Annotated in this window: 18 protein-coding genes and 1 pseudogene; 10 read left to right on the top strand and 9 right to left on the bottom strand. The window is 69.7% G+C overall.

Features of this window, described 5'->3' with window-relative positions; all coding sequences use genetic code 11:
* Window positions 1-26: 26 nt before the first annotated feature.
* A complete protein-coding gene (locus AB0J16_RS10525) occupies window positions 27-2,039 on the bottom strand; it encodes a hypothetical protein (protein WP_358536946.1) in 2,013 nt (670 codons plus the stop codon).
* Between the two features lie 211 nt (window positions 2,040-2,250).
* Between AB0J16_RS10525 and AB0J16_RS10530 the strand changes: the two genes are divergently transcribed.
* Window positions 2,251-2,616 (top strand): hypothetical protein, encoded by a 366-nt coding sequence (locus tag AB0J16_RS10530; protein WP_358536948.1) that lies wholly within the window; start codon window positions 2,251-2,253, stop codon window positions 2,614-2,616.
* A 269-nt stretch (window positions 2,617-2,885) separates the two neighbouring features.
* Here the strand turns inward: AB0J16_RS10530 and AB0J16_RS10535 are convergent, their stop codons facing one another.
* Entirely contained in the window at window positions 2,886-3,410 is a 525-nt protein-coding gene (locus AB0J16_RS10535; protein ID WP_358536950.1) for a PadR family transcriptional regulator, read from the bottom strand.
* Window positions 3,411-3,469: 59 nt separating this feature from the next.
* On the opposite strand from AB0J16_RS10535, the gene AB0J16_RS10540 reads away from it, so the two are divergent.
* The 3 genes from AB0J16_RS10540 to AB0J16_RS10550 all read left to right on the top strand — a co-directional run bounded on the left by AB0J16_RS10540 (window position 3,470) and on the right by AB0J16_RS10550 (window position 6,915).
* Window positions 3,470-4,228, top strand: a complete 759-nt coding sequence (locus tag AB0J16_RS10540; protein ID WP_358536952.1) for an alpha/beta hydrolase — start codon at window positions 3,470-3,472, stop codon at window positions 4,226-4,228.
* A 255-nt stretch (window positions 4,229-4,483) separates the two neighbouring features.
* Window positions 4,484-5,677 (top strand): right-handed parallel beta-helix repeat-containing protein, encoded by a 1,194-nt coding sequence (locus tag AB0J16_RS10545; RefSeq protein WP_358536954.1) that lies wholly within the window; start codon window positions 4,484-4,486, stop codon window positions 5,675-5,677.
* Window positions 5,678-6,153: 476 nt separating this feature from the next.
* Window positions 6,154-6,915, top strand: coding sequence for a hypothetical protein (locus AB0J16_RS10550; RefSeq protein WP_358536957.1), 762 nt, complete (start codon window positions 6,154-6,156; stop codon window positions 6,913-6,915).
* 6 nt (window positions 6,916-6,921) lie between these two features.
* Here AB0J16_RS10550 and AB0J16_RS10555 read toward each other — a convergent pair whose 3' ends face one another.
* Window positions 6,922-7,740: an NAD(P)H-binding protein gene (locus AB0J16_RS10555; protein ID WP_358536959.1), complete on the bottom strand. Its 819-nt coding sequence runs from the start codon at window positions 7,738-7,740 to the stop codon at window positions 6,922-6,924.
* A complete protein-coding gene (sigJ, locus tag AB0J16_RS10560; RefSeq protein ID WP_358536962.1) occupies window positions 7,737-8,630 on the bottom strand; it encodes an RNA polymerase sigma factor SigJ in 894 nt (297 codons plus the stop codon). Before sigJ ends, AB0J16_RS10555 begins: the two co-directional genes overlap by 4 nt.
* A 166-nt stretch (window positions 8,631-8,796) precedes the next feature.
* Here sigJ and AB0J16_RS10565 point away from each other — a divergent pair, with 166 nt between their 5' ends.
* From AB0J16_RS10565 to AB0J16_RS10575, 3 genes are all read left to right on the top strand, one after another.
* Window positions 8,797-9,396, top strand: coding sequence for a dihydrofolate reductase family protein (locus AB0J16_RS10565; protein ID WP_358536964.1), 600 nt, complete (start codon window positions 8,797-8,799; stop codon window positions 9,394-9,396).
* Window positions 9,397-9,443: 47 nt separating this feature from the next.
* The gene (locus tag AB0J16_RS10570) at window positions 9,444-9,797 is read left to right on the top strand and encodes a hypothetical protein (RefSeq protein ID WP_358536966.1); all 354 of its coding nucleotides are present in this window, start codon (window positions 9,444-9,446) and stop codon (window positions 9,795-9,797) included.
* 80 nt (window positions 9,798-9,877) lie between these two features.
* Window positions 9,878-10,363: a MerR family transcriptional regulator gene (locus AB0J16_RS10575; protein WP_358536968.1), complete on the top strand. Its 486-nt coding sequence runs from the start codon at window positions 9,878-9,880 to the stop codon at window positions 10,361-10,363.
* 238 nt (window positions 10,364-10,601) lie between these two features.
* Here the strand turns inward: AB0J16_RS10575 and AB0J16_RS10580 are convergent, their stop codons facing one another.
* The 5 genes and pseudogenes from AB0J16_RS10580 to AB0J16_RS10600 form a co-directional block, all read right to left on the bottom strand.
* Window positions 10,602-11,597: a LacI family DNA-binding transcriptional regulator gene (locus AB0J16_RS10580; RefSeq protein WP_358536970.1), complete on the bottom strand. Its 996-nt coding sequence runs from the start codon at window positions 11,595-11,597 to the stop codon at window positions 10,602-10,604.
* Between the two features lie 187 nt (window positions 11,598-11,784).
* Window positions 11,785-12,123: pseudogene (tnpA, locus tag AB0J16_RS10585) on the bottom strand (IS200/IS605 family transposase); the annotation flags it as partial.
* A gap of 328 nt (window positions 12,124-12,451) precedes the next feature.
* On the bottom strand, window positions 12,452-15,307 hold the full coding sequence (locus AB0J16_RS10590) for a BTAD domain-containing putative transcriptional regulator (protein WP_358536972.1): 2,856 nt from the start codon (window positions 15,305-15,307) through the stop codon (window positions 12,452-12,454).
* An 87-nt stretch (window positions 15,308-15,394) separates the two neighbouring features.
* On the bottom strand, window positions 15,395-16,285 hold the full coding sequence (locus tag AB0J16_RS10595) for a serine/threonine-protein kinase (protein WP_358536974.1): 891 nt from the start codon (window positions 16,283-16,285) through the stop codon (window positions 15,395-15,397).
* Between the two features lie 43 nt (window positions 16,286-16,328).
* Window positions 16,329-18,077 (bottom strand): N-6 DNA methylase, encoded by a 1,749-nt coding sequence (locus tag AB0J16_RS10600; RefSeq protein ID WP_358536976.1) that lies wholly within the window; start codon window positions 18,075-18,077, stop codon window positions 16,329-16,331.
* Between the two features lie 76 nt (window positions 18,078-18,153).
* Here AB0J16_RS10600 and AB0J16_RS10605 point away from each other — a divergent pair, with 76 nt between their 5' ends.
* From AB0J16_RS10605 to icmF, 3 genes are all read left to right on the top strand, one after another.
* Window positions 18,154-18,924, top strand: coding sequence for a protein phosphatase 2C domain-containing protein (locus AB0J16_RS10605; protein ID WP_225290266.1), 771 nt, complete (start codon window positions 18,154-18,156; stop codon window positions 18,922-18,924).
* Between the two features lie 191 nt (window positions 18,925-19,115).
* Window positions 19,116-19,991, top strand: a complete 876-nt coding sequence (locus AB0J16_RS10610) for a CHAP domain-containing protein (protein WP_358536978.1) — start codon at window positions 19,116-19,118, stop codon at window positions 19,989-19,991.
* A gap of 141 nt (window positions 19,992-20,132) precedes the next feature.
* A complete protein-coding gene (gene icmF / locus AB0J16_RS10615) occupies window positions 20,133-23,429 on the top strand; it encodes a fused isobutyryl-CoA mutase/GTPase IcmF (protein WP_358536980.1) in 3,297 nt (1,098 codons plus the stop codon).
* Window positions 23,430-23,441 lie beyond the last annotated feature (12 nt).

The raw sequence follows: 23,441 nt of genomic DNA on the forward strand, positions 1-23,441 counted from the left end.
GATCGTTTCCCACGTCCGCGGGCCGCTCACCTCTTGATCTCCTCGGCGATCTTCTCGTCGATGTAGTCGGCGAGCCGAATCTCAAGGACCGTGTACTCGCGAATCTCGCCGTCGTCCTCGTACGTCCTGATGCCGTCGCCGAAGCGGCGCCGCACCGCCTTCAGCGCCGGTCCGACCTCGTGGGAGGCCGCCAGAGCCGCGGGCGGCATGCCCAGCAGCACCTCGAGCAGGAGGCCGCAGTCTTCCGTCTCGTCGTCCTCGTCGTCCTCGTCGTGGACGACGAGGACGACCCGGCGCCGGACCTCGGCGGCGATCGTGTCGGCGGTCTCCCGGAGGCCAATCGCCTGCAGGGTCACCTCCGCCTGGTGCCGGGTGTCCCGGTAGATCTCATCGTCCTCCAGCACGGTCAGCAGGGTTGGCGTCGCGGGCGCCGCGGCCGCACCGGCCCGCCTGAGGGCGTACATCAGCCGGTACTTGGTCGACTCATCACGGAACCAGTGCTCGGCGTCTTCCCGGGCTGGGAAGGGAAACGCGCGGAGCGCCGCATGCACCGCCGGGACCGCGGCAGCGCCCCGTTCGCCCAAGGTGGCCGAGGCCAGCACACCGAGGAAGTTGCCGATCCCGGGCAGGCTCGCGATGAGCTCCTCCGTCGAGGACTCGTCCTCGCCGGTGAAATACGCCAGCAACCGCCCGGCAGAACCGCCGCAGTCATGACGGGCGAACATCTGGTAGAGGGCGGTGGTGGCTTTGCCCTCGTCGATCCCCGCCAGCGCGATCACTGCGGCCTCCCGGGCCGCCGGATCCGCACCGTTCACGATCAGGTCCGCCAGCGCGTTCGCCGCCGTCCCGTGCCAGGCTTCGTCGAGGTCACCCGAAACCAGTTCACGGACCGCTGCCACGCTCGCCGCGCCGTCGTCCCAGTGGTGGCGGATGTCGTCGAGCAGGGTCTCCACGTCACCACCGTCCATCACCCAGGAGGGGCGGCCGACGCGTTGCGGCACGAGCCCGGCATGCCCGGACCAGTGGAGAACGTGAACCTGGCCGCCGCGCCCGCCGATCAGCCAGCACCGCCCGTCCGGCGTACCGGCCACATGGGTCAGCTCCCGGGGGCCGGAGGATGTGGGCGGCACGAAGCGGCCGGCGGGTCCACGGCCGTGCAGCCGCCAGAGCGCGGCTGTCCCATCCTGGGAAACCGACATCACCAGGTCCGTGCCGGTGGCGAGCGCCAACGCCCGGACGCGGCCGCCATGCGCCTGAACGCGCCCGAGGCAGTGCCCCGAGCGGGCATCCCACCACGACAGCGAACCGTCTCTCCCGCCGAGCACCACCAGCGGCCGGTCCGGATGCGCCGCGATCGCCGTCGGCCGGGCGGGCGGGGTGAACGAGGTCACGGCCGCCCCGGTCTCCGCGTCGAGAACGACCACCCGGCCGCGACGCGCGGACACCACGAGCCGCCACCGGTCGCAACTGCGCGTCAGCCGCTGATCCGCCGCATCGCCGCCGAAGGCCCACACGAGCCCGGCGTCGCCGTAGGTCTCCCCAGAAGGCCGCCGCCAGGCCCTGATCAGGCCCTCGTCACTGCTCACGACGATCAGGCCGGAGGCGGTGCGTCCCAATGCCAGCGGGGAGTCCGACTCGATGCTGCCGTAGAGGGGGCCGAAGACGCCCAGCCAGCTAAGGTCTCCACACTGCCTGAGCGCCGCCTCTCGGTCCGAGGACGTGAGGAGCCGTCCGCCGTCCCAAGGGAGCTGCCGCCATTCCAGGGCCTCGGCCGTCACTGTCCACAGCGAGGCCGATCCGCCCGCGGTCAATAACTGGGGCCGCTTGGCGTTGCCAATGAACGCGGCGCTCTCCACAGGTCCGCCTTGCAGCCCTCCCACATAGGCGGTCAGCAGGCCATGGCGTAGATCCCACAGCCGGATCTCGCCGGAGCGCGCGCCGGTCGCCCCCATCTTTCCGTCCGGGGAGACCGCGACCGCGGTGACGGCATCGACGTGGTCCTCCGACGCTCCGATGTAAAGATCATCTTCGTTGGGCATCCCCAACGGGTAGCACGTTTCCGGTGTGCCCGGCGAGTCGCAGCCGTGGTGTTCGAGCTGACCACGCTGGTCGGCTACCACACCACGCTGGCGCTCCAGCTGCGTGTCTTCCACCTCTAGGCGTTCTTCGCGTCACTACCCTTGGTAGCTGATCAGTCACATCAGGTCGCTTGACCTGACGGAGACCACCGAAAGGGACACCATGCATCGGATGGCCACAACCTGCCTGGCGCTCGCCGCCGCCGTCATCGTCTCCGGCGCGCCCGTCGCCGCGGCTTCGGCCGCGACCTCGGCGTCGGCGGGGAAGCCGCGCGACGTCAGCGACTGCTTCGACGGGAAGTGCAAGATCACCATCACCAAGCCGGTGAGCTTCCCCCTCTCCAGCACCCTTGGCTTCACCACGCTGTCGATCGCGCGCATCGGCTACACCGTAGAGGTCAAGGGCACGGGGCCCGGCGCCTCTTCGTCCACGCAGCTGAGCGCGGGCGGCAACGGCTCGGTCGGCGCGCTGACCGTACGAGTGCTGTCGATCACCCACAACTCGGCGACCGTCCGCCTCGCACCCTCACCCCACTGACCGCCCGCGCCCGGCCATCGTCCGGGCGCGGCCTGGCCACGACTGGAATTACTGGAACCATTCGCCGGATGGCGTCGGCATCCCACGTACGACCGGCCCCCGCGGGGGACTCACCAGCGGCTACTGACCCGCAGGCGGCAGCAGCGAGGGCGCGAGATCAGCCGCAGCGATTGCCGATGGCCACGCCCGTGCCGTCAATGCCGCCGAAGGCCCCCAAAGCACTTGTCGCGACCATGCCGCCGGATGGCTGCGGCACACGCTCGCCGCCCCTAGGCGCCCAGCACGGCCAACGTTTCCCGCAGCCAGCCGATCTCGGTCCTGCTGGTCGCGGTAGCGATCGTGAACAGCCCCTTGCGGAACGGGTCGTCGAAGTCGGCGGCCCGCAGGGGCCGGTCGCCGTCCCAGAAGAAGCTGGCCGGTTCGGTGAGGAAGGCCAGTCTGCGTCGCAGCACACTCGCCTGGAGCGCGGGCTCATCGAGGTGGCGAAGGAACGCCAGCATCGTGAACCAGCGGTTCTCATCGGTGATGAACGGCTCAGCCGGTTCGGCGAGCCGCCGCCGCAGCTCGGCGCGCCCGGCGTCGGTGAGCGTGAGCACATGTCTGGGGGCGGCCTGGACGCCGGGCTGCAGGTCGCGTTCGAGCAGGCCGTCGCGCTCCAGGCGTTTGATCGCCGGATAGAGGGTGCCGTCGGCGATGGGGCGGACATGGCCGGTCAAGGCGGCGACGCGTTTGCGCAGCTCGTACCCGTGGAGAGGTTCCTCGTAGAGGAACCCCAGGATCGACAGCTCAATCATGCCGCTATGATACCTCGACAACTTAGTATATCGACGACTAAATATATCGAGGAGAGGGCATGAGAGACGCGCAAGTGCTGCCGGACGGCAGCCGCATCCGCTGGGCCGAGGTGGCCGGGCGGGAGCCGGTCCGGGTTTATGTGCACGGGCTGGGCGCGGCAGCGGCGCCCTACTTCCTGGAGGCCGCGAGCCGACCGGAGCTGGCCGGGCATCGGAGCCTGTTTGTGGACCTGCTGGGGTTCGGGACCAGCGATCGACCCACCACGTTCGGCTACACCATGGAGGAGCACGCGGACGCGCTCGCGACCGCGTTGCGGACGGCGGACGTGCGCGCGGCGCAGGTAATTGCGCACAGCATGGGCGGGACGATCGCGGTACACCTGGCCGAGCGGCATCCGGAGCTGGTGGCCGAGCTGGTGCTGGTGGACGCCAGTCTGGACCCGATCGAACCCGCGCTACGGCCGGGCAGTTCGGGCGTCGCCACCTACACCGAGGAAGACTTCGTACGGCACGGCTGGGACGAGACGCTGGCGCGGGTCGGGCCACACTGGGCCGCCACAATGAGGCTTGCCGGACGGGAGGCGCTGCACCGGAGCTCGGTCCACCTCACGAGGTCGAACGCGCGGGAACAGCTGCGGAGGCTGCCGATCCCGCGCGCCTACCTTTACCCGGAGGCGGACGGCGAGCTCCTCGGGGCGGCCGAGCTGGTGGCCGCCGGGGTACGGCTGATCGGCGTCCCGGACGCCGGCCACAACATCATGATCGACAACGTGGAGGTGTTCACCCGGGAGGTGAGCGGCCTTCTCACGAGATCGTGAGCAGATTGACCGGCCCGCCGAATTGCCGCCCCTCGATCACAACCCCCTTCATTCACCGCAACCTACGGCAGGCACGGCCGCCACCGCCTGGAACGATCCCGGTAGGCACCAAATTTCGGGCAGGTCTAGGGAGTTCTCCCGAGCGGATCGGGATCCTTCCATGAGGCTCGGCACCGGAGACCGCAGGGGCGTCGGGGGACGTTCACACGCCGCGGTCCTCAGGTCATTTCCGGAATGCCCGGAAGGGGATTACACGTGCCTAAACCACGCCCACGCCAGACCGCGGGGGCCATCGCCCTGACGCTGGCCGCCTCCGGCAGCGCGGTGGTGATCCAGCCGCTGGCCCCGGCCGTAGCCGCAAGGGTGAACGCCACCTGCGTCAACACGGCCGCCGACGCCAGGACCATCCAGGCCGCCATCGACGCCTCCAAGGAGGGCGACGAGGTGGTGCTCAAGGGCCCGTGCCTGATCAACAGGACCATCACTCTCCGCGGCCGCCGGACGTACCGGGGCGACGCCAAGGCCGGAACAGTGATCAAGCAGGCCGACGGCGCGAACCTGCCCGCCATGCTGGCCTCGGAGTCCTGGGTCACCGACCAGGCGTACAGCTCGGATCCCGTACGCATCGAGCGCCTGACGCTGGACGGCAACCGCGACCACAACACTGGCACCGTGGGCCTGATGCTGCGTTCGTGGGACAGCCGGATCTATGACGTGGACATCCTCGGCACACCCAGCGACGGCATCCGCGTCAGCAACCCCTCCAAGAACGGCACCAAGCTGCGCAACACCATGGTCAACAGCGTGATCAGCGACGTCTACATAGAGCGGGCGGGCGGCTCTGGCCTCAAGGTGGTCGACCCCGGCAACGCGGTGACCGACTGGACGTTCCAGCGCTCGTGGATCGGTTTCAGCGGCGAGAGCGGCGTCGACGCGGAGAACTCGGCCGGGTGGACGTTCAGTGACCTGCACTTGTACGCGACGCCGAAGCACGCCATCGACGCCCACCGCTGCTTCGGCACCTCCATCCGCGACAACTACATCGAGGACTTCGGCACCAAGGCCGCTGCTAGGCAGACCTATTACGGCATCCGCTGCGACCTCCAGGGCGAAGCCGGGACCACGATCTCCAACAACCGGATCCACAAATTCGGGCCCCGACCAGCCGTGACCCAGCCCGCGAACACCCGCCAGTCCGGTCGGGCCCCCGCTCCGCAGCAGGACCCCTCCTTCGTCTACCTGGCCCTCGACGCCGTGAACTACGGCACCGGCCACGCCGTAGTGACGGGCAACACCATCCTCGGCCACGGCACCAGACGAGAGACCGGCCTGCTGTTCAGGAGGGGCAGGGGTAACGCGCTGTCCATCGCGTCGACCGGCAATCTGGTCGACAATGTCGGCATTCCGCGCTCGATCGGCTCCGGCGTACGACTCACCAGCGGCTACTGACGCCGGAGTGACCGCCTGGCGTCAACGCGAGGTTGACGCTATCTCAGTGTCAACCTATGGTTGACGCATGACGTGTGCCGGTCGTTTACATTCCGGAAGAATGCCCTGGCGGGGCCCCGCATGAGATGCACGCGCCCGGCCCTCTCCGCAGCCCTCCGCCTCACCCTCGTCACTCTGATCCTGATCGCCATGGTGATCGGAGCGCTGTGACGAAGCGAACGAGGCCGTCCCGCCCGGCGGGAGGTCAGGCGGACGATCACGAAGGCGACGAGAGTCCAATGAGGAGCCCGACGCTGCCCGCCGCTTCACAGACACCAACTACGCGCCACAACTCCGGCTTGACGACCAGATGATGCGCGCCCCACCTTGGCGAAGGTTCCAGGCATTTCGAAATGGGCCGATCGTCGACCATGTCTGGATAGCGTCCTTCTCGCTTGATCATCCATATGCAGGGGGAACGCGTGAGAAGAACATCTATGTACATTGGTGCGCTGGCGCTGGCGAGCACGATGGCCGTGGCCTCGGTCTCACCAGCGGCCTGGGCGGAGGCGAAGCGCGTCACGGCGGCGGTGAGCGCCGACCGTACCGTATGGCTGAACCCCGGGCAGACGTTGAAGGCCGGCGACTCCGTACGCTCGTCCGACGGCGCCTACGTCCTGCAGCAGCAGGAGGACGGCAACCTGGTGCTGTGCCGGGGGAAGACGCCGCTGTGGAGCAGCCAGACCGGCGACAGCCCCGGCGCGTTCGCCGCCATGCAGAGCGACGGCAACCTGGTCGTCTACCGGGGGAGGACGCCTCTGTGGGCGTCCAACACCGGAGACAGCCCAGGCGCTCGCCTCGCGGTGCAGGACGACGGCAACCTGGTGATCTACGACGGCAAGACGCCGGTGTGGAACCGCCATGCCACGATCAGCGTGCTCGCCCCGGGCTACGCGCTCAAGCCCAACCAGTACGTCCGCTCCCGCAACGGCGACTACCAGCTCGTCCAGCAGGAGGACGGCAATCTGGTGCTCTACCGCGCCCGCCGGGCCCTGTGGAGCTCCAAGACCGGAGGTAACCCCGGGGCCGTCACCCAGATGCAGAAAGACGGAAATCTAGTCGTCTACCTGGGCAAGACGCCGCTGTGGAATTCCGAGACCGGAAAAAACCCCGGGGCGCGACTCGAAATGCAGGACGACGGCAATGTCGTCATCTACGACGGCAGGACGCCGCTCTGGTCCACGAAGACGGGAAGGTAGCCGAGGTCACTGCCGGAAGGCGTCGGCGTTGTCGGCGACCCACTCGGCGTAGGTGCGAGGGGGGCGGCCGAGGATCCGCTCCACCTCGCCCGTGATCGGTACCGGCTTCCCGATGCTGTCCGCGAAATAGCTCAGCAGCGAGTCGACCTGCTCCTTGCGCACCCCGTGCGCCATCATCGCCTGCGCGGCCATCTCCGGGCTGATCTCCTCGTACCGCAGCGGCCGGCCCACCACCGAGCCGATGATCTCCACCTGCTCGGCGAAGGACAGCCCCTGCGGCCCGGTCAGCGTGGGCGCCTGGCCCAGTAGTTCGTCGCCGAGCAGCGCCCGTACGGCGACGGCGGCGATGTCCACCTCGTGGATCGGCGAGGTACGGGCCTGGGCGTACGGTCCGCGGACCACGTCTCCGGCCTGGAGCTGGGGCGTCCAGCGCAAGGAGTTCGCGGCGAAGGCGCCGGGGCGCAGATGCGTCCATTCCGGGACGGCGGCCTCCACCGCCATCTCCAGTTCGCGGTGGATCGCGGCGTTGCTGCCCTCCTCCGGGTCCTCCTCCTCGGCGACGACCAGGGCCGAGACGGTGACGACCCGCTGTACCCCTGCCGTCCTGGCCGCCTCCAGCAGGGCGACGGAGCCCCCCGAGATGTTCAGGACGAGGGCGGTCACGCCGTCGAAGTCGGGCTTGGCGCTGTCGCAAGCCTCGACTCCTTCGGGGAAGCGGGCCGTTTCGGGGGTACGGGTCAGGGCGCGTACCTTCACGCCTTTGGCGGCCAGCTCGGCGACGAGCGGACGGCCGATGTTGCCGGTGGCTCCGGATACCAGAATCATGCGGTTCCTCTTTCCAGGTGGGAGAGTTTGTCGGGGTTGGTCACGGCGTAGATGCCGCAGACCTGAGTCCCGTCGGGGACCAGGTCGAGAACGATGACCGCGAACGTGGTGTCACCGGACAGCAGCAGCGCCGACGGATCACCGTTGACCGTCCGGAAGCGGATGTTGAGATCATCGACAGGATGCCGGGTCGCGTTGCCGACGATCAGACGGGCGATCTTGTCCCGCCCGTGGAGCGGCCGCAGCCCGGCGGCTCGTGCCTTGCCCCCGCCGTCGGCCCACATGACCACGTCCGGCGCCAGGACCCGCATGAGCGCGTCGAGGTCACCGCCGGCCACGGCCTCGATGAACCGTTCCGTCACTTCCTGGCGGATCCGCGGGTCGGCCTGGTAACGCGGGCGGCGGGCGTGCACATGTTCGCGGGCGCGGTGAGCGAGCTGGCGGATCGACGACGGGCTGCGGTTCAGGATTCCGGCGATCTCGGTGTGGGCGTACCCGAAGACCTCGTTCAGGACGAACACCGCCCGTTCCAGCGGGGTGAGCGTCTCCAGCACCACGAGCAACGCCATCGACACCGACTCGGCCCGCACCGCCGGATCCACGGCATCGGGCTGCTGGGTGATGAGCGGCTCGGGCAACCAAGGGCCGACATAGTCCTCCCGGCGACGGCTGATGCTCTCCTGCCGGGCCAGCGCCCGGTTGACCGCGATCCGCACCAGGTACGCGCGCGGATTGAGGATCTCCTCGCCCGCCTCGCTCCTGGGCGCCCAGGCCAGCCAGGTCTCCTGCAGCACGTCCTCGGTGTCGGCGACGCTGCCCAGCATGTTGTAGACGATCGAGAACAGCAGCTCGCGATGGCCGGTGAAGACGCTGGTCGCCTGCTCGCTCATCGTGTGCTCCTCCCACATTCCAGGGTCACCAACTGAGAGCGGCACCGCACCCAGGAGTGTGACTGGATCCCAGCAAATGTGACCCGCATCTCACTGGACCATGTAGAGAACGGGCGGGCGGCTCCGACTTCCCCATGAACAGGCACCCAACATAGGAGGTAGCGAGATGAGCAAGATCACCTGTGACATCGCGATGTCCGTCGACGGCTTCGTAGCGGGACCGAACCAGAGCTTGGAGAACCCGCTCGGCGAGGGCGCGGAGCGGCGCCTGCACAGCTGGATGTTCGACGAGCCCGAGGTGCATGCGGAGGTGATCGAGGGCATCACCGCGGCGGGGGCCTTCATCATGGGGCGCAACATGTTCGGCCCCGGCCGGGACGCCTGGGACATGGACTGGAGCGGCTGGTGGGGCGACGAGCCGCCGTACCACGCGCCGGTCTTCGTCCTCACCCACCACCCGCGCGAGCCGTTGCCGATGAAGGGCGGCACGGTGTTCAACTTCGTCACTGAGGGGATCGAGGCGGCCCTGGCCCAGGCCCGCGAGGCCGCCGGAGATCGCGACGTGGCCATCGCGGGCGGCGCGCAGACAGTGAACCAGTACCTGGCGGCGGGTCTGATCGACGAGCTGCGCCTGCATGTCGCGCCGGTGATCCTCGGCAGGGGCGAGCGGCTGTTCGACGGCGTCGGGGACACCAACCTTGAACCGGTTGGCGAGGTGTCGGGCACCGGTCTGGTGACGCACCTGAAGTACCGCGTGGTCCGGTAGCGGAGAGGCTTGCATCCTGTACTGAGGTACAGGTTTACCGTCGAGCTATGACACACCAGGACATAGCCCTTGGCCCGCAGTGGGTCCCCTCGGCGTGCACACTGCCCACCGCTGAGCAGCCGCTGCGGGTGGCCGAGTTCGACGCGTTGTTCGCCGAGATCGTGCGAGCGATCCAGCGGCCGGACCCTACCCGGCTGCGGCTGGAGCTGATCTTCACCCCGGAGAACGCGGCCCGGGCCGCTGAGCTGGCGGCCCGGGAGAACGGCTGCTGCTCCTTCTTCACCTTCACGCTCACCATCGCCGACGGCGCCATGGGCCTGGAGGTTCGGGTGCCCGAGCAGCGGGTCGACGTGCTGGACGCACTCCAGCGGCAGGCCGACGCGGCCGCGCCGTCGGCGTGAACCGGTGGTCGGACCGATCATGAAGAGCCCTTACGAGGGCAGCAGCGCGGGCCAGAGCGTGGTGGCTGACGGGGGCACGCATGTCGCATGAGATTCAGGAGCCCTTCCTGCGCACTGGGCAGGTCGCGGGGCGTGCCGGGGTCAACGACCCGACCCTGCGCACCGCTCAGGTCGCCGAGCGAGCTGGGGTCAACATCCAGACCCTGCGCTACTACGAGCGGCGCGGCCTGATCGCCGAACCGCGGCGCAGCCCTGGCGGGCACCGCACCTACCCGCCCGAGACGGTCACCTTGCTCAGAGTGATCAAAGCCGCGCAGCGGCTCGGCTTCACCTTGGAGGAGGTTTCCGAGCTGCTGGAGACCGGGCGGCGCAGCCACCCTGCGCCTGATCTGCAAGAGCGCGCCAAGCTCAAGCTGGCCGAGATCGAAGCCAAGATCGCCGACTTGCATACCATTCACGACGCCCTCAGCCAGGTGATCGCCGCCCGCTGCGACAGCCTGACCCACTGCGCCTGCCCTGACTGCCCACTGCCCTATGGCCAGCTCGCCGACCAGGGCCATTCATGACAGTGCCGCCCCGCCGCTGACGCCCGAAGACCGTCATTGTCTGCGCCTGCCTCATCCGGGACATGGGCCATCAAAGTCCCTCCTGAGGCGGTTAACCGCCGGGGGTGCGGGGGCCGGCAGGCCTCCGCCGAATGGCGAAGCCCCCAGGAAGGCAGCCCGAGCGAAGAGCGAGGACCTTGCTGGTAAATGGGGGCGTCAGCCCCCGGCAACACAGCCTGACCCTGGGAGGTCCTTGCTTTCAGGCGGATTCGCGGATGACCAGCTCGGTGGGCAGGATGATGGGTTCGGCGGAGCCACCTGTGAACAGGCCCAGCAGCAATCGCACCATGGCTGCCGCCTGTTCGGGCACCGGGTGGCGCACCGTGGTCAGTGGGGGTTCGGTGTACTTGGCGGCCTCTATGTCGTCGAAGCCCACCACGGCCACGTCGTCCGGCACCCGTCGGCCGGCCAGCCGGAGCGACTGTAGGGCGCCTACGGCCATCAGGTCGTTCGCCACGAAGACGGCGTCCAGACTCGGGTCGTCGCCCAGCAACTGGCGCATGGCCACCGCGCCGGACTGCCGGGTGAAGTCGCCCACCGCGACGATGGAGCGGCGGTCGGAGTCGCGCAGGATGTTGCGGTAGCCCGTGAGGCGGTCCTGGCCGCCGATCATGTCCTGGGGGCCGGCGATCGTGGCGATTCGGCGTCTGCCCGCTTCGACCAGGTGGCGGACCGCCGCCTCGGCGCCGCCGATGTTGTCGTTGTCGACGTACGGGATGTTGACGGGTACGGCGGGTCTGCCGTACGAGACGACCGGGACGCGCAAGCGGGACAGCGCGGTGGGCAGGGGGTCGGCGCCGTGCATGGAGATGAGCATGACGCCGTCCACGTGGCCGCCCGCGATGTAGCGCTCCACCCGCGCATGGCTCTTGGGGGAGGAGGCCAGCATGAGGACGACCTGCTTGTCGGCCGCCTCCAGTTCGACGCTGGCCGCGCGGATGGCCGTGGCGAACAGCGGGTCCTCGGAGAACACCCTGGTCGGCGGCTCGGAGACGACCAGGGCGATGGAGTCGGTGCGCTGGGTGACCAGGCTGCGCGCCGCCGGGTTGGGCAGGTAGCCCAGCTCATCGATGGCGCGCAGGACGGCGTCACGGATGTCCGGCGCCACCGTCGTCTGCCCGTTGACGACCCGGGACGCGGTGGCGCGCGAGACCCCTGCACGGGCGGCGACCGCCTCCAGCGTCGGCCGCCTCACAGCCGCACCGGTTCAGCTCGGGCGGCGACTGCGGCCAGACTCGGCCGTACCGTCTCAGTGCGGGCGGTGGCCTGGTCTTGCGCCATCTGGGAGAGCACGGAAGGAATCTACCGGGATGCGGGCCAGTGCTCCGGCGTTTACGCCGGGGGTGCCCACGCGGGAAGGCGCTCCAGCGCCTGAGCGTGCCTTAAACCGGTCGGCTTTGCTGCTCGATGTACTGGCGCAGAACCGAGATCGGGGCTCCGCCCACCGATCCGGCGAAGTAGGAACCCGACCAGAAGTGTCCGCCCCACAGGTATTGACGCACGTGGGTGGAGTATTCCTGGCGCAAATAGCGGGCCGAGACGCCCTTGAGGCTGTTGACCAGCTTGGACAGGGCGACTTTCGGCGGGTAGTGGATGAGGAGATGGACGTGGTCGTGTTCGCCGTTGAACTCGCGCAGCTCGACCTCGAAGTCCGCGCACACGTCTCGCATGATCTCCTCGCAACGGGCCAGCATCGGGTCGGTGAACACTCCACGCCGGTATGCCGGGAGACGCAATCCCGGTTCGCGTGCAAGAACCCGCGGTGTGGGTGGATCGGCAACGCCGATACCAACGCCGCCCGAAACCAGCTTCATCGGTACAACTCTGCCGCCGGACGGGCGGTCACAGGACGTGGAGACTCCGCGGTGCTGGGCCGGTGAAGCGTCAAGCATCCTGTCCCACAGTCTCGCCCGCACCCGCGCCGCGAGCTGCTGCGTGAGCAGCACAGGAATCTCCCCTATTTATGGCGGAGAGCACGTCAAAGTCCGTTCCTGCCGATGACGTCGCGTACTACGGCGCACTGTCCTTGGGGGAGCCGAGCCCGCGCGTTCAGGCCGGGTCGTGGCGCAGGCGCTCGACCATCTCGGCCGCCCTCGCCCGCCAGATCGGCTCCTCGACCTGGTCGAGACAGAGCCGGAAGTAGTGCAGCGCCTCGTCGGGCCGGCCCTGCTTCAGGCTGACCTCGCCTCGGGCGTAGAACGTCATCCCCTGGCCATGGCCGTCGCCCGCCTGGGCGAACATGGCCGCGCACCGGTCGAGCGTGGTGGCGGCGAGCTCGTACCGGCCCAGCTCCGAGTACGCCTGGCCGAGCCTGCGTAGCGCCATCCGCTCGCCGGTGCCCCAGCCCAGCTCACGGCTGGCCTCGATGCTCGCCTCGTAGTGCCCGATCGCGGTCTCGACCTCGCCCAGCTCGAAGTGCGCGATGCCGAGCACGCGGCGGAACCTGATCGCGAAGTCGGCGAAGCGCGGGTCGGCCGCCAGCTCCAGGCCGCGCCGGCAGGTCGCTATCGCCAGGTCGTACTCGGACCGGTCGAGGTGGATCCCTGAGGTCGTGACCAGCGCGCTGATCAGCCCGTTGGTGTCCCCGTACGCCTCGAAGAGCGGCAAGGAGCGGGTGACGAGCGTGAGAGCGCTTTCGTGCCGGCCGGAGATCAGCTCGCAGATGGCCAGCGTGGCCAGCGCGTACGCGACCGCGTGCCGGTCGCCCGCCCCCTCGAAGTAGTCGATCAGCAGTCGCAGCTCGGGCTCGGCCAGCGCGGTCCGGCGGCGGTCGGTGAGGATGTCGGCTCTGACCAGGCGGATCAGCATGGTCGTATGGGTGTCGCCGGTCCGTTCGGCGACGTTCTCCAGCAGGCCGATCGCCTCGGCGAAGAAGCCGTGCGCCACGAGGAACGGCGCCAGCCGCTGGGCGAGTTCGGCGGCGGTGACGGGCTCGGCCAGCGCGACGGCGTCGGCCAGCGTCTTGCGCTCGGCGTGCAGCCACGCCCGCTGCCAGCCGCCGTCCACCCGCGCGGACTCCACGGGTGGCGGCACGCTGTCCATGGGCGGCCTCATGGGCGGGGGGTACTCCAGCGCCGCCGCGCGTAATCGGGCCAGGCACTCCTCGACGAACCCCAGGAGCGCGGCGGCCCGTCCGGCCGGGCTCTCCTCCGCCTCCGCGCGCTCGCGGGCGAAGGCGCGCAGCAGGTCGTGCATGCGGTAACGGGGCTGGCCGCTCTCGTCCACCTCGTTCGCCGTGACCAGCCCGGCCAGCGCCAGCGTCTCGACCGCGGATTCCGCCTCGCGCCGCGGTACGCCCATCAGCGCCGCCACGCTCCAGTCCGCGGCGCTCTCCAGCCCGGCCAGCCCCAGCAGGCGGAAGGCGCGGCGCGCGGGCGCGGACAGCACCTCGTAACTCGCCACGAAGTGGGCCCGCACGTTCTGGCCGCCGAGCGCCAGCTCGTCGAGCGGCGCCCCGGTGACGGCCAGTCGCGCGGCGAGGTCCTTCAGCGACCAGGCGGGCCTGGCGGCCAGCCGGGCACCGGCGATCCTGACGGCCAGCGGCAGCCGCCCGCAGGCGTGCAGGATGGCTCGCGCCGCGTCGGGTTCGTCTCGTACGCGCGAGCCGCCCGCCACGCTCTCCAGCAGTTCCCGGGCCTCGCGCTCCGGTGGCACGCCCAGCGAGACCGCGACCGCGCCGGGCAGGGCGATGAGCGGGCCCCTGCTCGTCACCAGTACGGCGCAGCGCGGCGTACCCGGGAGCAGCGGCGCCACCTGGAGCCCGTCGGCGGCGTCGTCGAGCACCACGAGCACGGCCTTGTCGGCGAGCAGCGACCGGTAGAGCGCGGCCCGCTCGGCCACCGTGTCGGGGATCGAGTCGCCCTCGACGCGCAGGGCCCGCAGCAACTCCGCCAGCAGCGCGCCGGGCTCCTGCGGCGCCGGCGAGGCGCCGGAGAGCCGCAGGTAGAGCTGGCCGTCGGGGAAGTCCTCGCGCAGCAGGTGCGCGGCATGTACGGCCAGGGTGCTCTTGCCGACTCCCGGAGGTCCCGTGACGGTGACGATCGGGAGGGCGGTGGGCGTGGTCTCGGGGCGCAGGAGCATGGTGATGGCGGTCAGTTCCTCGGACCGCCCCACGAAGTCGGCGATGTCGGCCGGCAGCTGGCAGATCGCGCCCCGCTGCTCCGGTCTGTTCGCGGACGGCGTGCCGGACAGGACGGCGGCCTGGAGCAGCCGCAGCTCGGGTCCGGGCTCGATGCCCAGCTCGGTGACCAGCGTCTCGCGGGCCTGCCGGTAGGTCTCCAGCGCCTCGGCCCGCCGGCCGGAGCGCGCCAGCGCCAGCATGAGCTGCTGCCAGGCCCGCTCGCGCAGTGGTTGCTCGGCCACGAACACGCGTAACGCGCCGATCACCTCATCGTGCATGCCCAGCTGGAGTCGTAGGTCGGCCCAGTCGGCGCGGACGTCGGCCAGCCGCTCCTCCAGCTCGGTCAGCCGGGGGGTCATGGCGTTGCCCAGCGAGGCGTCCTCGGCGGGCCGGCCGCGCCACAGGGCCAGGGCGTGTTCCAGCCGCCGGGCGGCCGACGCGGGGTCGGATTCGACTCGGGCCCGCCGTACCTCGTCCTCGAACAGGAGCAGGTCGAGCTCATCGGGCGCGGCCTCGAAGAGGTAGCCCGCGCCGCTGGTGTGCAGCCGGGCCTCCGGCTGCAGCGCCCTGCGTAACTGGGCCACGTACGTCTGGAGGTTGGCCACGGCGGACGGCGGCGGATCGTCCCAGACGGCGGCTATGAGGCGGTCACGGGAGACGGTCGTGTTGACGTTGAGCAGCACGGTGGCCAGCACGGCGCGCTGCCTGCCGCTCAGACGGATGTGGCGCCCGGTCGCGTGACGTGCGCGAACGGGACCGAGGACGCCGAAGATGGCATCAGCCAACGGGCTCCGCTCCCTGCTGTAACCATTTTGTGGCGATTGTATGGGGACTTAACAGATTTCTTCCCATGAACGAGCAGAGGATTTCGGCTAGTCACTAAGGACGCGGCCGACCATCCGCGCGTACATCCGGCCCGGACTCGGCGACCTGGCCAGGAAACCGGGCAGCATCGGTAGCCCGACGGCGAAGGGTTCCAGCCGCTCGTACAGCGTGTCGGCGTCGGTGGGACGGTTGCCCGGCGTCTTCTCCAGCAGCCCGGCCAGGAGCGCGCCCAACGCGTCCGGCAGACCAGGGATCGCGGGCGGCCGCTCCTTGACCTGCTTCTCGAAGACCACGTAGTCGGTCGGCCCGGTGAACAGCTGCCGCCCCGTCAGCATCTCGTGCAGCACGCAGCCGAGCGCGTAGAGGTCGCTGCGTGGCTCGGCGACCCCGTGCTGGATCTGCTCGGGAGCCATGTACGCGGGCGTGCCGAGTATCTGGCCGATCCTGGTGAACGTGGTGACGTCGGCGTCGCGCAGCAGGGCCAGGCCGAAGTCGAGCACCTTGACGCTGCCGTCGGGGCAGAGCATCAGGTTGGTCGGCTTGAGGTCGCGATGGCAGATCGACAGGGCGTGGGCGGCCGACAGGACCGCGCACGCCTGGGCCGCGATGGCGGCGGCCCACGGCACGGGCAGCGGGCCGTGCTCGCTGACCACGTCGGCCACCGTGACGCCCTCAATGAATTGCATTACCTGGTAGAGACGCTGTTCGTGGGCGCCGAAGTCGTAGAGCACCGGCGCGCCCGGATGCTCCAGCCGGGCCAGGATGCGGGCTTCGCGGATGAAGCGGCGTTCGAGCTCCTCGTCGGGGCCGCCCGGCAGGTGGAGCAGCTTCACCGCCACCCGGCGATCGAGATGACGATCATGACCCGCGTAGACGGCGCCCATACCGCCCTGACCGAGCGGGAGATGGTCGAGCACATAGCGGTCACCGATGACCATTTGCCCCTCCCAGCCCCGCCTTTTCCCGGAAAAAGCTACACCGTCAGGACTGCGGACGCAGGTGGCCGTCGGTCAGGCCGTCGAGGCCGAGGCGGATCAGCGCCTGGCCGAGGGCCGAGGTCTCGCGCAAGGCGTCTTCGAGCACGGCCAGTTGCCGGAAGGCTTCGCCGTAGGACTTCTGGTCCTTGAGCGACAGGCGGGGCAGGCGGGTGCGGCGCACGTCGAAGCGGCTGGAGCCGGTGGTCGCGCGCCCGCCGGCCGCCCGCAGGTGGCCGGCCAGGAAATCGGGGTCGAGCCGGCGCGCGTCGACCCGGTAGAGCGTCAGATGCGGGCCGAGCACGCAGCCGCCCTCGGTCATCACCCGCACGCTGGAATAGGACGCCACCACGTCGCCCGGCTGGATCGGGACGAGCCCCTGCTGCGCCGGAGCCCGGCCGGAGGCGGCGCCGCCGCCTGTCACGTCGTCGGCGGTGAGCATCGGCAGGTCGCCGCCGCCGGTCGCCATCTTGGGCGGCGCCTGCAGCGTGGTCAGCAGACCCTCCTTGATCAGGTCGCCGACCGTGGTGACCGGCTGGTCGATCGGCTCGTCGAGCACCTTGAGATCGGGCGGGGTGGCCGCCGCGGCCAGGAACCGGTCACGCGCCTCGGTGAAGGCCCGGCCGAGGTCGTCGCGCCGCTGGTGGCGGGCCGGGGTCATGTCCACCTCATCGGCCAGCAGGTCGATGATGCGTACGGTCTGGTCGGAGCGCTCGTCGAGATAGGCCCGCCACGCGGGATCGACGATGGACAGGTCGGCCGTGGCATCGACGATCAGCACGTCGGACGGCGGGCGCTCGCCCGCGGCCGGGCGGCGCAGCAGCCACAGGTCGGAGCCGGTCAGCGCGATCACGGCGCGCAGGGCGCCGGCGCGCAGCAGGTTGGCCCGGATCCGCCGCCCCGCCTTACGGCTGGCCGCGGCCGGGGGCATCAGCACGGCCACCATGCCGCCGGGCCTGACGTGGGTGAGGCAGTGCTGGACCCAGGCCAGCTCCGGCTCCCCGCGCGGCGGCAGGCCGTACTCCCATCGTGGGTCGCCGGTCAGCTCCTCGTAGCCCCAGGCCCGCTCGTTGAACGGCGGGTCGCAGACGACCGCGTCGGCCTTCACGCCGGCGAAGCCGTCGTGGCGCATCGAGTCGCCGGGCACGACCTCCGCCTCGGCGCCGCGCAGCCGCAGCCGCGCGGCGGTGATGACCGCCGAGGTCTCGCTGAGGTCCTGGCCGAGCACCTTGACCGCCCCGGAGTTGAGCAGCAGCGTGCCGACGCCGCAGGCGGGGTCGAGGATCGTCGCGTCGTCGGTGCGGACCAGCCCGACCATCAGCTCGGCCACGTCGTCACGCGTGACCGACAGCTGCCTGGAGTGCGCCTCCAGGTAGCGCTCACAGAGGAATTCGTAGGCGGTGAGCGGATCGTGCTGCTCGGCCAGCTCGGACACCAGCCCGGCCAGCTCGGGCTCCAGCTTGCTATCGCCCGTGGTCAGGAGCACACCGGCCTGCGCGACCAACTCGCCCAGCCGCAAATCGCCGGCGGCTTTCAGGCGTTGCCACACGCGATCACCCAGCGAGACCTGGTAGGACTTCCCATAGCGCCGCAACCATGACTCGACCTGGCGCAGCGAGAACAACGGTTGATTGGCGGTGCCGCCGATGGGCAGTGGGAAGTCGTCGTGGCGGCGGCGCCAGTTGCTCACCGCGGCCCGCCCGACACCGGCGAGCCGGGCTATGTCCCCGGCGTTCACGGTCGGGTCGTGGGTCATGGAGCCCACAGTAGTTCACAAGAGTCTTCAGTGCATCTGCTTGTGAAGTCTTTCAACCAATGATTTACTGCTGGGTATGAAGCACAACATCCGCTATGCCGCCGGATCAGACGTGGGCCGCCGCAGGGAGCAGAACGAGGATTCCGGCTACGCGAGTGGCCGATTGCTCGTGGTGGCCGACGGGATGGGCGGACACGCGGCCGGCGAGCTGGCGAGCTCGGCCGCGATCGCGGTCATGCGCGAGCTGGATGCCACGCTTCCCGAGACGGGCTCGGACCTGGAGGCGGCCCTGGAGGGCGCCGTGCACGAGGCGGCCCGCAGGCTGGTGGAGCTGGCCGACATCGACCCCGCGCGCAGGGGGATGGGGACCACCGTGACCGCCATGCTGTGGGACGGTTACCGGTTCGCCCTTGCTCATCTTGGTGACTCCCGCGGATACCTGCTGCGCGATGGTGCTCTCTACCAGATGACCAAGGATCACACACTTGTGCAGTCCATGGTGGACGAAGGGCGGATAACAGAGGATCAAGCGGCCGTGCACCCGCGCCGGTCGATGGTGCTGCGCGTACTGGGCAGCGAGGGCAGGGCGGAGCCTGACATGGCGCTGCGCGAGTCCGAGCCGGATGATCGCTACCTCCTCTGTTCGGACGGGCTGACGACCGTGCTCGGGCCCGAGGTCCTGCACGAGGTGCTGACCACGGTGACAGACCCGGCAGCGGCCGTCCAGCGGTTGATCGACCTGGCCAACGAGGGCGGCTCACCCGACAACGTGACCGTGATCGTCGCCGACGTGGTGGCACCGGGCGCGGGCGACGAGCAGATCTTCCGGGTGGGCGCGGGCGCCTGAAAACGATCTCACTTCAGTACGGAGTCTCAGGAGTCACATCAGCCACATAGCCGAAATTTCGGCTCATAGGTTGACACTTTCCCATTGTTCGGCGCACAAATGGGACGGCGCTATTACAGTCCATCCTGATCTGCCGGTTTTTCTGGGAGGAGTGGGCTCTGGACCCGATCGCGGAAAATCTGCTGAAAGAGGTGCGTGGGGAAGTCGGCTACCGCGAGAAGGGCGGCCAGCTCACCAAGTTCGGGCAGTGGTACGCGGATCGCGTCAAGGACCCGCAATACCGGGACGCGCCGTGGTGCGACATGTTCATCGCCTGGGCGGCCGACAAGGCCGGGGTCGGTGACTACGTCGGCCAGTTCGCCTGGACCCCCTCGCACGCGTCCTGGTTCATGAAGCAGCGCGCCTGGTCCCAGCAGCCCGAGCCCGGAGCCCTGGTCTTCTTCGACTGGGGCGGCGGCAAGAGCTACAAGGGCATCGACCACGTCGGGATCGTCGAGCGGGTCGACGGCAAGAAGATCCACACGATCGAGGCCAACGTCGATCGCGTCTGGCTCAAGCGCAAGTCCCGTGACACGGACAAGGTCGTCGGCTACGGCTTACCCCGCATGGTGAAGGCCAACGCCACGCTGAACGAGATCCGGACCACCGAGCAGCCGCTGGCCCGCCAGCCGGAGCCGGTGTCGCAGGGATCGCCGATGGACGTCCTGGGGTCCCCGCTGGCCCTGCTCACCATGATGGTGCTCACCACGGTCGTGGTCTCCTTCCGGCTCGCGGGCCGCCGTCGCGGCAGCCACACCAAGGTGGAGACGCGTGCCGCCGTCGGCAAGCCGGAGACGCGTGCCGCCGCCGTCGCGAAGAAGGCCGTCGGGGAGAAGGCCGTCGCGAAGAAGGCCGCCGGGAAGAAGGCCGTCGGGAAGAAGACGAGGTCCGCCAGCTACGCGGAGGCACCGCCCGAGCCGGTCCGGGTGGGTGGTCCGCCCGACCTGGACGCGACTCCCGCTCCGGCCAGAACTCTCGTGGCCGCCCACCGCTCCACCACCCGCCGCAATCCGTACGAGCGGCCCTGACCAGCACAGGTCGCTGAGGACCTCCCGAAACCAGAACCCGGCCCTGTTCGCATGCCAGATCGCTACCCGCCTGAAACCTTGGGATTTAGTAGGACGTCCTAGTATCTTGTATTAGGACCCCTCACAAAGGAGTGATCAGGCGTGCACGTTCCGGCGAACCCTGTCCGTTTCGTGACCGCCGCGGCGCTGTTCGACGGCCATGACGCGGCGATCAACATCATGCGGCGGATCCTCCAGTCGCAGGGGGCGGAGGTCATCCACCTCGGGCACAACCGATCGGTGGACGAGATCGTCACCGCCGCCGTCCAGGAGGACGTCCAGGGCGTGGCGATCAGCTCCTACCAGGGCGGCCACGTGGAGTTCTTCAGCTACCTGGTGGATTTGCTGCGCGAGCGCGGCGCCGGGCACGTGAAGGTCTACGGCGGTGGCGGCGGCGTCATCGTCCAGGACGAGATCGACCTGCTGCACTCCCGCGGCGTCACCCGCATCTTCTCGCCGGAGGACGGCCAGCGGTACGGCCTGCCCGGCATGATCAACAAGCTGATCGAGGAGTGCGATGTCGAGCTGGACGGCGTTCCCTCGGTCGAGGCCGTCGGCTCCGGCGACCAGGCGGCCCTGGCCAGGGCGATCACCCTGATCGAGTCGGGCCGCGCCCCGGCCGAGCTCCTGGACGGCCTGCGCGCCGCTCCCGGCTCGGGCGACAACCGCGCTCCCGTGCTCGGCATCACCGGTACGGGCGGTTCCGGAAAGTCCTCGCTCACCGACGAGCTCGTACACCGCCTGCGCGTGGACAACGACGACAAGCTGCGCGTCGCCATCATCGCGATCGACCCGACCCGCAGGCGCGGCGGGGGAGCGCTGCTCGGCGACCGCATCCGGATGAACAGCCTCGGCCCCCAGACCTACTTCCGCTCGCTGGCCACGAGGGGCGCCGCCAACGAGGTCCCCGTCTGCCTCGACGACGTGATCGCCGCCTGCCGGGCCGCCGGATATGACCTGGTCATCGTGGAGACCCCGGGCATCGGGCAGGGCGACGCCGGGATCGTGCCGCATGTGGACGTGCCCATCTATGTCATGACCCCGGAGTTCGGCGCGGCGTCCCAGCTGGAGAAGATCGACATGCTCGACTTCGCCGAGGCCGTCGTGATCAACAAGTACGAGCGGCGCGGCGCCGAGGACGCCCTGCGCGACGTCCGCCGCCAGATGGTGCGCAACCGCGCGGCCTTCGGGGTGGCGCCCGACGACATGCCGGTGTTCGGCACGATCGCCGCCCGCTACAACGACGCCGGTGTCACGGCGCTCTATCACCACCTGAAGGCGCGGCTGGCCGACAAGGGCCTGCGGGCCGGGCCGGGCCTGCTGGCACCGGTGCGCGGCCGTACGTCTCAGGTGGCCGCCGCGATCGTCCCCCCGGCCCGCGTCCGCTACCTGGCCGAGATCGCCGAGACCGTCCGCGACTACCACGCGGAGACGCTCGCCCAGGCGGAGGTGGCTCGCCGCCGCCAGCAGCTCACGGCCGTCCAGGCCCTCCTGAGCGACGGCGCCGGTACGGGCGACAGCGCTGCCGGTACGGGCGACAGCGCCGACGGTAGGCGCGGCGGTGGCCTCGACCCGGGCCGGACCGATAACAGGCTGGCCGAGCTCGCGGCCGGGGCCGAGCGGGAGCTGAGCGACGAGAGCCGCGCGCTGCTCGACGACTGGCCCGCCACCAGGGAGCAGTACTCCGCCGACGAACTGGTCGTGAAGGTACGCGACCGGGAGATCCACACCCCCCTCTGGCGCGAGACCCTCTCGGGCAACCGCATCCCCCGCGTGGCCCTGCCCCGCTACACCGACCACGGCGAGCTGCTCAGGTTCCTGCGGAGCGAGAACCTGCCGGGCCGGTTCCCGTTCACCGCCGGGGTGTTCGCGTTCAAGCGGGACGACGAGGACCCCACCAGGATGTTCGCCGGAGAGGGCGACCCGTTCCGTACCAACAGGCGCTTCAAGCTGCTGTCCGAGGGCCAGCCCGCGACCAGGCTGTCCACCGCGTTCGACTCGGTGACCCTGTACGGCCACGACCCGGACCTGCGGCCCGACATCTACGGCAAGGTGGGCACGTCCGGCGTGTCCATCGCGACGCTCGACGACATGAAGATGCTCTACGACGGGTTCGACCTGACGAGCCCCAGCACCTCGGTGTCGATGACGATCAACGGCCCGGCTCCGACGATCCTCGCCTTCTTCCTCAACGCCGCGATCGACCAGACCCTCGACCGGTTCGAGGCCGAACACGGGCGCCGGCCGTCCGCGGAGGAGGAGCGCGAGCTGCGCGCGCGGACCCTCGCCACCGTCAGGGGGACCGTGCAGGCGGACATCCTCAAGGAGGATCAGGGCCAGAACACCTGCATCTTCTCCACGGAGTTCTCGCTGCGGATGATGGCCGACATCCAGCAGTGGTTCACCCTTAACAGCGTCCGCAACTTCTACTCGGTGTCGATCTCCGGCTACCACATCGCCGAGGCCGGGGCCAATCCGATCAGCCAGCTCGCCTTCACCCTGGCCAACGGCTTCACCTATGTGGAGGCGTACCTGGCGAGGGGGATGCGGATCGACGACTTCGCGCCGAACCTGTCGTTCTTCTTCTCCAACGGCATGGATCCCGAGTACAGCGTGCTCGGGCGGGTGGCCCGCCGCGTCTGGGCGGTCGCGATGCGGGAGAAGTACGGCGCGGCGGAGCGCTCGCAGAAGCTGAAGTACCACATCCAGACCTCGGGCCGGTCCCTGCACGCCCAGGAGATGGACTTCAACGACATCCGCACCACGCTGCAGGCGCTGATCGCCATCTACGACAACTGCAACAGCCTGCACACCAACGCCTTCGACGAGGCCGTGACCACGCCGTCGGCCGACTCGGTACGCCGGGCGATGGCGATCCAGCTCATCATCAACCGCGAGTGGGGCCTGGCCCGCAACGAGAACCCGCTCCAGGGCTCGTTCATCATCGACGAGCTCACCGACCTGGTGGAGGAGGCGGTGCTGCAGGAGTTCGAGCGGCTGTCGGACCGGGGCGGCGTGCTGGGCGCCATGGAGACCGGCTACCAGCGGGGCAGGATCCAGGACGAGTCGATGCTGTACGAGTCGCGCAAGCACGACGGCTCGCTGCCCATCATCGGCGTCAACACCTTCCGCAACCCGCGCGGCGACGAGCCCCACGAGAAGAAAGTGGAGCTCGCCAGGGGTACGGAGGAGGAGAAGCGGTCCCAGCTCGACCGCCTGCACGCCTTCCATGACCGCAACCGGGCCGAGGCCCCCGTGGCGCTGGCCCGGTTGCGGGACGCCGCCATGACCGATGGCAACGCCTTCGAGGTGTTGATGGAGGCGGCCCGCGTCTGCTCGCTCGGCCAGATCACGGACGCGCTGTTCGAGGCCGGGGGACAGTACCGCCGCAACGTCTGAACCGCCGCAACG

This window comes from Nonomuraea sp. NPDC049750 (genome assembly GCF_040659625.1).
GTDB lineage: Bacteria > Actinomycetota > Actinomycetes > Streptosporangiales > Streptosporangiaceae > Nonomuraea.